Here is a 10,696-nt window from a genome sequence, read left to right as displayed (position 1 = left end):
CCAGACTGGGGAGGTAATACCTCGGGCAAACGGATCATCACGAAGCTGACTTCGACACTGTTGGCAAAGGTTTTCCGAGCGAGATCGCTCGTCCAGACGGGAAAGCCCTCACGCTGTGCCAGCATGAGGCTACAGCGTGCGCGTCGTCGTCCGTGGGCCCCTCCTATCGACTACCGGGATAACCGCCGCACTACCCAGAGGTGGGGTCAATATTGGGCGCCGATAGGGGGGGCAGTTTTGCGCGCCGGTTGACACGCAGGGTGTCGCAACCGCAGGTCAGGCGACGGACAGCGTGACCTCGATGTTGCCGCGCACGGCGTGGCTGTAGGGACAGATGGTGTCGGCTTCCGCGACCAGCGCTTCGGCGGCGGCGCGATCGACGCCCGGCAGCGAAACCACCAGGGCTACGGCAAGGCCAAAACCCTTGTCCGAACGCGGGCCGATGCCGACGGTGGCATTGACGCTGGCGTCGGCAGGCACGCGGGGCAGGTCCTTGTCCTGGCTGGCCGCGAACTTCATCGCACCGAGGAAGCAGGCCGCATAGCCCGAGGCGAAAAGCTGTTCGGGGTTGTTGCCCTGGTCGTTGCCGCCCAGTTCCCTGGGGGTGCCGAGGGTGACGGCAAAGCGGCCGTCATCGGTGCGGGCCTGGCCGTCGCGACCCCCGGTGGCGGTGGCGCTGGTCTTGTAGAGCGGATTGATCGACATGGTAGGCTCCTTTTGGTCGTTAGCGATTAGATCGTGTGCGATCTAAATGCTCGTCACAGCGATTCGTGTCAAGGATTGCGATTAAATCGTGCGCGATTTATATGTGGAGCATGACCCAGGCAGCTCCGAACCTCGACGACCTGATCGCCAATCCCGAAGGCCCGCTGGCACAGTTCCTGTGCTTTTCGGTCTATTCCACCGGGCTGGCGTTCAATCGGCTCTACAAGCCGCTGCTCGATCGGCTGGGGCTGACCTACCTCCAGTACATCACGCTGATCGCGCTCTCGCGGCGGGAAGACCAGACGGTGAAGGAACTGGGCGAGGCGCTGTTCCTCGAATCCAACACGCTGACCCCGCTGCTCAAGCGGCTTGAGGCAAGCGATCTCCTGACCCGCCGCCGCGACACCGCCGACGAACGGGTGGTGCGCCTTGCGCTGACGGCGCAAGGCCGCGAAGTGCTGCGCGAGGCGCGCTGCGTGCCCGGTGAAGTGCTGGAAGCGACCGGCATGGCGGTGGAGGAACTGATCGCGCTCAACGACCAGCTAAAGGTACTGCGCGGCAACTTGCAGGCGGGCGCGCGCTGAGGCTCTTTGGCTAAGGCTGTCGATTTAACGGGACTTTGCGCCCTAGTCGGTCGTTCGAAGGCCAAATTGACGCGCCGAGCAGCGGTCGGTCCGGTTTCCCCTGCCGGGCGGGTTCGTCAGCAGCTGGGATGGGTGGTAGGCCGACGTTTGGCGCACCGCGAACAAGGTAGTGCCCGCGCTCATCGCAGGTACGTAGTTAGCTGAGTGACAGCCTGTAGGCGTTCCAGAGTGCACTCGCGAGCCGACGCGCTGTTCTCACCAACGAAACGAAAAACGCCCGTAGAGAAGCCGGGCGGCACCAGCCCATGATTGGCGGTGCTGCCGTCCACCTGCGCGCCACAACCCGCCGCTGCCTTAATAACGGCAGCAGCTTCAACGCCCTCGGCGACCCAATACCATCCTGTGGTGGGCTGATCCCAGTAGGCATGGTCACGTGACGGATAGATGTCCGGCGTGGAGCATCCGGTCAGCACTATACTTAGCAGCAGCACTCTCATCGTCACCCCCATCAATGTTTATAGACGATGGAGGAGCGGCGGCAATGTTGCGGCTGCAACGGGGCGTGTGCCGTCAGACCGCATTGCGCCCTAGTTGGTCGTTCGAGGGCCAATCTGGCGCGCCTGGGAGCGGACCGACCGGTTCCCTTCGCCGACTTGGCCCGTCAGCGGTGCCGAGGAGTGGAAAGCGGACGGCCCTATCTCTTCCAATAGCTCGCGATACCATCCCACATGAACGCCACCCCAAAGAGAGCGGCGCTCAAAACTACCGTGCTCCAATCGCCCGTGAATGGCCCATCGAGGCGATGCATAGCCAAGGCCATCAAAAGCGCAGCAAAGGCAGTGACCAAGATCAAACGCGTGGTCTTCGAGATGTTTGCCATATTGAGAAGCCTCTTCAGCTAGACCTTAGATCGAACAGCGCCGCGTCCGCAATGGGCGCGTGAGAGCAGCCTGCTAGCGCCCAAGTAGGCCGCTCAAGGGCCGAAAAGGCGCGGGGCGGCAGTTATCTCAGACTAAACATCGAACGATTGCAGTTCTTTGATTTTAGCAATTGCGGCAAAATCGGGTCACGTAAATCCGAAAGTTCCGACACCCAAGGCGACAGCCTTTGCGCTGCCCAGTCTCCTAGCACGTCGTAGTGACATGGTGAGTTCCCAACTCCAGATGTGAACTGCCGCTTACGTTTGCGTTCAAATGCCAGGGCGGTGCCATCCATCAAACTACGACCTTCCCCCGAATAACTGTCGCTAATCTCATCCCATACCTCAAAAAACTGCTTCAAATCCAACAGTGGCATTTCAAACGACTGACGCGAAATGAGGCTTCCGTCAGGCCGCACTATCACTGTCTGTCCAATTCCTTTTCCCCGCGTCTCGACGAGGGAAACAGCAAACCATCGCTTGCCGAACGAAGGCATCACTGCAAATCGAAGGCTGTTATCGCTTGACGATGGGGGTAACTCACTGAGCAATCGGTGGGCGCTTGCGAGGACGGGATTGTCAGGATCGACCAGCAGGGGCCGTTCATATGTTCTGTTGAACTGTGCGATGTAGTGCCGCTGCACGACGACAAGTGAAATGATGGCAAAAATCAGGATGGCGAGAACTATGCCTGTCGCAATCATTCCACTCTTGGTCCGCCGCCAAATTTTCTGTTGCATAAATGCTTCTTATCAGTGCCCAGTTCGTTCGCAATGTCGGTGTTTACTGAACGACAAATTTGGGAGCGTTCCAGCGTAATTCGCTTGGCACAGCGGATAGGCAGCTATCCGCTGTTTCCCAGCGATGACGCGACATTCCGCAACCGGCCCAAGCTAGCCAATGCGCGATGGCATAATGCTCGTGCGTTCTGTCCTCGCCTTGCGCTCAGGCTGAACGCGTCGAAGCTGTCTGCCGCGTGGAAGAGTGTGGTGGGCGGGGTCGCGTTTGCCGTTGCCGGTTCTTCGGCTTCCGCCGTGTGCGCAAGGGCGGGCCTGCGTTGCAAAATCGGCGAGCAGACCTTGCGGCATGCTCCAGTCGGGCCATTCGGCCCGACTGGAGCATGTGATGCGTGCGGTTTGGCGGTCTAGAAGCTCACGCCCAGCGTGCCGCGCACGGTGCGCGGGGCGCCGTAGTAGGCCTGATCCCACTGCAGGCTGGTCCAGTATTTCACATTGGTCAGGTTATCGAGGTTGACCGCCAGCGAGACGTTGTTCGTTACCTGATAGCGGGCCATCAGGTCGACGATCGCATAACCGTCCTGCTCGATGTAGTCGTTGTGGATCTTGCTCTGGTAACGGGCCGAGGCGCCCATGCGCAGGGCGGGGAGGAACTGCGGCGTGTAGGTCGCGCTCATGCGCAGGGTGTGGCGGGGGATGAAGGCGCGGGCGTTGTTGCCGTCATCGTCCTCGATGTCGGTCCAGGCATAGCCGCCCGAAACCTGGAAGCCGGGCAGGACTTCACCGGCCAGATCGACCTCGACGCCGTGCGATTTTGCGTTCACGCCCTTGTAGAGGGTCTGCCCGAGATCGGTGTCGAAACCGATCGATTCGGCGACATTGTCTTCGCTGGTCTTGAAGACGGCGATGGCCGCGGTGAGCTTGCCGTCATTCCATTCGCCCTTGATGCCGGCCTCGTACGTCTCGCCTTCCAGCGGAGCGATGTTCGAGCGATCGGCCGTCAGATAGACTTGCGGGCTGAAGATCGTGGCATAGCTCGCATAGGCGGTGATGTTGCCGGCCAGGTCGAAGGTCAGGCCCGCGAACGGCAGGAACCTGGTCTTGTCGAAGGCATAGGGCGTATCGTAGCTCGTTCCCGTGCGCCTGGCGTTGGTCACGTTGGCGCCCAGCATGACCTTGAGCGGATCGGCCAGCGACAGGCGGAGCAATCCGTAGGCGCTGGTGATCTTGGTCGTGTAGTCGGCCGCGACGCTGTAGTCACCGAAGTCCGGGTAGGGGAACGAGCCGTCGAACGCCGCATTGCCGGGCAGCGAGACGCCGATGGCGTCGGCATCGCTGGCTTCCTGTTCGACAAGGCGCGATTCGCCGTAATTGACGCCCAGCACGACGTCATGCTCGCGGCCGGCGATGGCGAGCTTGCCGGTCACGTTGGCGTCGATGGTGGTTTCGCGAAGCCTGTCGAGATAGGCGCCCGGCCAGGAATAGAGGCCTTCGCCGCTGGTGGTGTCCTGCGCCCCATAGACGTAGAACAGCTTGGAATCCTGATTGCGGGCGCGGCGCAGGACCGAAACCTTGCCGGTCCAGCCGCCGCCGAAATCGTGCGTGATGTCGCCGAACAGGTTGCGGTCGAGCGAATACCAGCGTGTCCACGGTTGGCCGGTGCTGGCCGAGCGCTTGTAACTCGCCGCCGAGCCGTCGGCATAGACGAAGGGCAGCGCTCCCCAGGTAACGCCGCGCGGATCGCTTTCCTGCCACGAGTAGCCGGCCGTGGCGACGGTGTCCGGGCCGAGGTCGGCGGCGGCGACGCCGTAGAGCGTCAGGCGCGAGGTGTGGTAGGAATCGAGGTAGGAATCGCCGTCCTGATAGGAGGCGACAAAGCGCGTGCGGATCGCCCCGTCCTCGGTAAGCGGGGTGTTGACGTCGACATCGCCGCGCACCTCGTTGTAGGAGCCATAGCTGAGGCTGGCGTAGCCGCCGAGGTCCTTGGTCGGTCGCTTGCGCACGAAGTTGATCGCCGCGGACGGGTTGCCGGTCTGCGACAGCAGGCCGGTCGCGCCGCGCACGACATCGACACGCTCGAAGATCGAGGTGTCGATCTGGCCGTTCTGGAGGCCGTAGCTGAGCGGCTGGCCGATGCCGTCGAACTGGAAGTTGACGATGTCGAAGCCGCGCGCGTTGTAATAGGTGCGGTCTGTCTCGGCGCTGTCGACGTTCACGCCGGTGGCGCGGCGCAGCAGGGTGTCGACGGTGTTGAGGCCGAAGTCCTCGATCTGGGCGCGGGTGATGACGGATACCGCCTGCGGGGTTTCCCGCAGCGAAAGGTCGAGGCGGGTGGTGCTGCCCTGCGAGTCGACGACATAGTCCTGCGGCACCGAACCGGTGACGACGATGTCGCGGTCGGACTTCTTGCCGGCAGCGTCGGCGTCATCGGCATGCGCCGTGATTGGCAGCAGGGCGCTGCATGCCATGACGGCCAGCGCGCAGCGCGATGCGCCGTTGCGGATGAATGTGCTGTTGTGGCGCCCCTTGGTGTCGATCACCGTTTCCTCCTGTTTATGCAACTGCGAGTCAATCGCAACAAGGCCTGCTTCTTAGGCGGGAGCGGCGCCAAGTCAACGTCCTGTGGTGCGAACGGTACCTTGTGCCCTGTTTGTGTGGCGCCTCGGTCACTCTCGGGCGGCGCCAAGGTGCTGGCCCTCCGGCGCTGCCGCAGGTATCGGGAGGCATGAACAGATTCCTCCCGCGTTTTCAGCCTCTCGGTTCCTCGGCCCTCCCCGGAGCCGTGCCGTGAGGTTTGACGGACAGACCGCGCTGGTCACCGGGGCGAGCGCCGGATTCGGGCGGGAAATCGCCGCGGGGCTGGCGGCGGAGGGCGCGACGGTGCTGGTCCACGGCCGCAGTCTGCAGCGGGCAGCGCCGGTGATCGCGGCGATCCGTGCCGCAGGCGGCAGTGCCTTCCCGGTGCTTTTCGACCTGGCCGAGGAAGCCGCGATGGACCGCGCGATCGCCGCCGCCCAGGTCGAGCACGGGCCGATCCGGATACTCGTCAACAACGCCGGACACCGCGACCGCAGGCCGCTCGCCGAACTGGATCGGACCGCGGTCCGGCAGATGCTGGAGGTCAATCTCGTCGCCGCCTTCGAACTTTCCCGGGCGCTGGCTCCGGCGATGGGCGAGGGCGGGCGCATCGTCAACGTGACCTCGATCGCCGGGCAGATCGCGCGTTCGGGCGATGCCGCCTACACGATGGCCAAGGGCGGGCTCGACGCACTGACCCGGGCGCTGGCCGCCGAACTCGGTCCCCGCCGGATCACCGTGAATGCGGTGGCGCCCGGCTATTTCGCGACCGAGGCCAATGCCGCGATGGTGGCCGACCCGGCGATTGCCGAGCACCTTGCCCGGCGCACCTCGCTCGGGCGCTGGGGGCGGCCCGAGGAGATCGTCGGCCCGGTGCTGTTCCTGGCCTCGCCGGAGGCGTCTTACGTCACCGGACAGGTCCTGGGCGTCGATGGCGGGTATCTTGCGCATTTCTGAATCCGTGAAGGCAGGCAAAGGTGCGGCGCGGGGGCTCTACGTCGCGACGATCCTGATCGGCAGCTTCCTGCTGTTCCTTGTCCAGCCGATGGTCGCGCGCATGGCGCTGCCGCGCCTCGGCGGGGCGCCCAACGTCTGGAACAGCGCCATGCTGGTCTATCAGGCGCTGCTGCTGGCGGGCTATGGTTATGCCCACGCGCTGGGGCGGCTGTCGCTGCGCCGGCAGGTGCTGGTCCATCTTGGGCTGCTGGTGCTGGCGGGGCTGACCCTGCCGGTCGGCCTGGTCGCCTTGCCGCCGCTGCCGGGCCTGCCCGAGGCGCTGTGGGTGCCGCTGCTGCTGGGCCTCAGCATCGGCCCGGTGTTTTTCGTGGTCTCCGCGCAGGCGCCGCTGATGCAGCGCTGGTTCGCCGCCGATCCGCAGGCGGGGGCGCCATGGGCGCTCTATGCGGCCTCCAATCTCGGCAGTTTCGCAGGGCTACTCGCCTATCCGCTGCTGGCCGAGCCGCTGCTGTCGCTGCGCTGGCAGAGCCTTGTCTGGACCGGTGGTTTTGCGCTGCTTGTCCTCCTTGTCGCGCTGGCCGGGGCGAGCCGCTGGGGGCGGCCTTCGGTGCATATGCCAGTGCCGGAGGAAGCGACAGGGCCCGCGTCGGGCTGGCGCACCGTGGGCCTCTGGCTGCTGCTCTCGGCCGTGCCTTCCGGGCTGATGCTCTCGACCACCACGCATCTCACCACCGACATCTTTGCGATGCCGCTGCTCTGGGTGATCCCGCTGGGGCTCTATCTGCTGAGCTTCGTGACCGCCTTTGCGGACCGGCGCGGCCCGGTCCGGGCGGTGACCCGGATCGCGCCGGTGGTGGTGCTGTTTGCGGGCAGCTATGCGATGCTGTCGAACGGATCGGGCACGCTATGGGCCGCGGGCGGAACGTGCCTGCTGCTGTTCTGCGTGGCGAGCGCGCTGCATGGCCGCCTCTACGACCTAAGGCCCGGCCCGGCGCAACTGACGCGCTTCTATCTCGCGATGTCGGCGGGCGGCGCGCTGGGCGGGGTGTTCACCGCGCTCGTGGCGCCGCTGGTGTTCGACTGGGCCTGGGAGCATCCGCTGCTGGTCCTGGCAGCGGCCCTGCTGATGCCGCTGGAGCCGCTGCTGCGCTGGTCCGAGGGCGATGCGATCGACCGCGGCCCCGCGCGCATCGCCCTCGCCATGCTGCTGGCTTTCGCGGCGTTCCTCGGCTGGCAGCTCGACCAGTATGCCTTGCGCGCGGAGGACGGGCTGGTCGCCATGGGATTGACGATCTTCCTCGTCGGCACCGGGGTGATGGTCATGGCATGGCGGGGGGCCTTCGCGGCGGTGCTGGTGCTGGCGATGGTGGCGCAGGGTGGCATCTGGACGATCCGCGCCACGCTGTCGGGTGAGCGGACGCGCAGCTATTTCGGCATCTACACCGTCCACGACCGCCAGGGCGAGCGCATGCGCACGCTGGCGCACGGCACTACGCTGCACGGCGAGCAGTCGCTCGATCCCGCCCATGCCCGCGATGCGCTGACGTATTACGGCCCCGGTTCCGGTGTCTGGCTGGCGCTGGCGGCAACACCGGCGATCGAGGGGCCGCATGCGCGGGTCGGGGTGGTCGGCCTCGGCACCGGGTCGCTCGCCTGCCAGGCCCGGCCGGGGCAGCGCTGGACGTTCTTCGAGATCGATCCGGCAATCCTGCGCTTTTCGACCTCCGGGAAGTTCACCTATCTGCGCGACTGCACGCCGCAGGCAAACGTCGTGATCGGTGATGCCCGGCTGGAACTGGGCAAGCTGCCGCCCGCCGCGTTCGACGTGCTGGTGATTGACGCTTTCTCCTCGGACGCCATCCCCGTCCACCTGCTGACGCGCGAGGCGCTGGCGGTCTATACCCGCGCGCTGAGCCCGCACGGGTTACTGATGCTGCACATCTCCAACCGTTACATCGACCTCGAACCGGTGGTTGCCGCCAATGCCCGGGACGGCGGGCTGGCGGCGCTGTCGCGGCTGGACAACCCTGCCGACCGGGATCGCTACACGCCCTCGCGCTGGATCGCGCTGTCGCGCAAGCCCGGGGTACTGGAGGCGCTGGTGCGCAGCAGTCCGGGCCATCCCTGGACACCGTTGGAGGATACCGGCGCCAAGGCATGGAGCGATGACCACGCCTCGATCCTGCCGTTCATCCGCTGGGAGAGTTTTGCCAACTAAGATTTTAGAGCGTCGGTGCCGCCAAAATACGCCTGGGGCGGATTTTCAAACGGACTGTTAGGGCGTCAGCCGCCGGAACAGGCGTTCGCTGCCAAGCGCCGCGCGGGCATGGGCACGCATCGCTCGTTCGGCGCGCTCTTCGTCGCGGTGGGTGATGGCATCCAGCACGTCACAATGGTCGCGGTGAGCGGCCAGGAGATGGGCAAACTCGCTGGCCGGATCGCTTTCGAGCGCAAGCGCGGAGGACGAAGCGAACGGCAGGTGATCGTTGCGGGCGATGGCCTCTGCGATCGAGGGATTGCCGCTGGCCGCCACCAGCAGGGCGTGGAACGCGCGGTTGTAGTCGTGGAAGGCGTCCACCTCGTCTTGTGCCAGCGTGCCCTTGGCGAAGATCGTCTCGCCGCGCGCCAGACACTCGGAAAAGCGCACGGCCTCGGCGGCGGACAGGCCGCGTGCGGCGAGGCGGCGGGCGGCGAGCCCTTCCAGCACGCCGCGCACTTCGATCGCGCCTTCGACTTCGGCGGCCGTCATCGAACGCGCCGCATAGCCCCGCGCGCCGAGCTTCTCGACCAGTCCTTCCGCCTCCAGCGCGCGCAGGGCGGTACGCACCGGCATGCGCGAGACGCCGAGCGCTTCGGCCGTGGCGATCTCGCCGATGCGCTCGCCGGGGGCGAAGCGGCCTTGCGCGATCATCCGCCGCAGCGAGATGATCACGTGCTGGCCGGGTTTCACCCTGTCAGGCGCCCTGGGGGCGGGCTTGGCTTCGGTACGGTCCGCAGTGTCCATGACCCGCTTTCGCCGGTGACGGGCGTTCCTGTCAAACCCCGGTGCACGATGGCGATTCCGCGGCGATGGCGCGATCGATCATCATCCGCGAGCGGACGCCGCCGGCATCGATGTTGAGCTTGAGCAGGCGCCGCTCCGGCCAGCGCGAGAGGTTGGCCTGCTGGCTTTCGAGCATTTCCAGATCCTCGCCGAAGATCTTGCCCTGGCCTTCGCGGATGGTGTCGGTCAGCGCCGTGTCCGCGACTGCGAAGCGCCGGGCCATGCCCCAGAAGTAGTGGTGGCTGGTCTCTGTTTCCGGGGTAATGAAATCGACCACGATGCTGGAGGCCTTGACCGCGTCCGGTGCGTCATAGCCGCCCAGGCCTTCCAGCGCGACGCCGACCTCGATCATCACGTGGCTGGGCAGGGAGAAGCGGCAGACCTGCCAGCGGTCGACCGTCGCGTCCGCGGGAAGACCGGCACCGCGCAGCGCCATCTGCCAGAATGGCGGGGCCTTCACGCCGTCCATGAAGCGGCTGGTGACGACCTCGCGGGCGTCCGCGCGGGTGCGCACGGGCGCTTCGTCGATCTCCTTCTGGCCGATGCTGCTGGCGTGGACATAGGTCTCGTGCGTCAGGTCCATGAGGTTGTCGATCATCAGCCGGTAGTCGCAGGCGATGTGGTAATAGCCGCCGCCATAGGCCCATTCGTCGCTCTCGGCCCATTCGAGAGGGTGGAGCGCGGCCGGATCGGCGCTGTCTGCGTCTCCGGGCCAGACCCAGAGGAAGCCGTAACGCTCCAGGGCTGCAAAGCGGCGGGCAGACGGGAAACCGCCGACTTTCTGCCCCGGCATCCCGGCGACTTTGCCCCGGCAGTTCACCGCCAGCCCGTGATAGCCGCAGACGAGTTCGCCATCGCGCAGGAAGCCCAGCGACAGCGGCGCACCGCGGTGCGGGCAGAAATCCTCCAGCGCGGCCACTTCGCCATCGGCGCCGCGGAAAATGACCATGCGTTCGCCGCAGATCGTGCGGCCCAGTGGGCCATCGGCGATCTCGTCGGGCGTGCCGGCGACGTACCACGCATTGCGGGGCCATGGGGCCAGCTTGGCCGGTGCCGGCCTGTCGGCCGCCCGGGTCATGGTCTGGGTTTCACCTTCCACCGTCCACTCCTGATTCTTGTTTATTGGATCCAATAATCCTCCAATTGGATCCAATGTCAACATGGGTGGGCAACA

8 protein-coding genes are annotated in these 10,696 nt (G+C 65.5%); 3 read left to right on the top strand and 5 right to left on the bottom strand.

Going from position 1 to position 10,696, the window contains the following annotated elements; all coding sequences use genetic code 11:
• Positions 1-276: 276 nt before the first annotated feature.
• Positions 277-705, bottom strand: a complete 429-nt coding sequence (locus tag CA833_RS25085) for an organic hydroperoxide resistance protein (RefSeq protein WP_207080588.1) — start codon at positions 703-705, stop codon at positions 277-279.
• 110 nt (positions 706-815) lie between these two features.
• On the opposite strand from CA833_RS25085, the gene CA833_RS25080 reads away from it, so the two are divergent.
• Positions 816-1,289, top strand: a complete 474-nt coding sequence (locus tag CA833_RS25080) for a MarR family winged helix-turn-helix transcriptional regulator (protein ID WP_207080587.1) — start codon at positions 816-818, stop codon at positions 1,287-1,289.
• A gap of 1,002 nt (positions 1,290-2,291) precedes the next feature.
• Here the strand turns inward: CA833_RS25080 and CA833_RS25075 are convergent.
• Both CA833_RS25075 and CA833_RS25070 read right to left on the bottom strand, forming a co-directional pair.
• Positions 2,292-2,948, bottom strand: coding sequence for a hypothetical protein (locus tag CA833_RS25075; protein WP_207080586.1), 657 nt, complete (start codon positions 2,946-2,948; stop codon positions 2,292-2,294).
• Positions 2,949-3,352: 404 nt separating this feature from the next.
• Positions 3,353-5,485 carry a TonB-dependent siderophore receptor gene (locus CA833_RS25070; RefSeq protein WP_207080585.1) on the bottom strand — a complete coding sequence of 711 codons (2,133 nt, stop codon included), beginning with the start codon at positions 5,483-5,485 and terminating at the stop codon, positions 3,353-3,355.
• Positions 5,486-5,732: 247 nt separating this feature from the next.
• Between CA833_RS25070 and CA833_RS25065 the strand changes: the two genes are divergently transcribed.
• Positions 5,733-6,479 carry an SDR family oxidoreductase gene (locus CA833_RS25065; RefSeq protein WP_207080584.1) on the top strand — a complete coding sequence of 249 codons (747 nt, stop codon included), beginning with the start codon at positions 5,733-5,735 and terminating at the stop codon, positions 6,477-6,479.
• The gene (locus CA833_RS25060; protein ID WP_207080583.1) at positions 6,454-8,697 is read left to right on the top strand and encodes a fused MFS/spermidine synthase; all 2,244 of its coding nucleotides are present in this window, start codon (positions 6,454-6,456) and stop codon (positions 8,695-8,697) included. Before CA833_RS25065 ends, CA833_RS25060 begins: the two co-directional genes overlap by 26 nt.
• Before the next feature lie 57 nt (positions 8,698-8,754).
• Here CA833_RS25060 and CA833_RS25055 read toward each other — a convergent pair whose 3' ends face one another.
• Complete coding sequence (locus CA833_RS25055; RefSeq protein ID WP_207080582.1) at positions 8,755-9,483, bottom strand: GntR family transcriptional regulator; 729 nt, start codon at positions 9,481-9,483, stop codon at positions 8,755-8,757.
• A gap of 31 nt (positions 9,484-9,514) precedes the next feature.
• Complete coding sequence (locus tag CA833_RS25050) at positions 9,515-10,621, bottom strand: aromatic ring-hydroxylating dioxygenase subunit alpha (RefSeq protein ID WP_242526500.1); 1,107 nt, start codon at positions 10,619-10,621, stop codon at positions 9,515-9,517.
• Positions 10,622-10,696 lie beyond the last annotated feature (75 nt).

Source organism: Novosphingobium sp. KA1 (assembly GCF_017309955.1).
Classification (GTDB): domain Bacteria; phylum Pseudomonadota; class Alphaproteobacteria; order Sphingomonadales; family Sphingomonadaceae; genus Novosphingobium.
This window is presented reverse-complemented; position numbering and strand designations above follow the sequence as displayed.

Coding starts and splice junctions, on each gene's coding strand:
- CA833_RS25085 (WP_207080588.1), bottom strand. CDS start 705: ATGTCGATCAATCCGCTCTACAAGACCAGCGCCACCGCCACCGGGGGT.
- CA833_RS25080 (WP_207080587.1), top strand. CDS start 816: ATGACCCAGGCAGCTCCGAACCTCGACGACCTGATCGCCAATCCCGAA.
- CA833_RS25075 (WP_207080586.1), bottom strand. CDS start 2,948: ATGCAACAGAAAATTTGGCGGCGGACCAAGAGTGGAATGATTGCGACA.
- CA833_RS25060 (WP_207080583.1), top strand. CDS start 6,454: ATGGCGGGTATCTTGCGCATTTCTGAATCCGTGAAGGCAGGCAAAGGT.
- CA833_RS25055 (WP_207080582.1), bottom strand. CDS start 9,483: ATGGACACTGCGGACCGTACCGAAGCCAAGCCCGCCCCCAGGGCGCCT.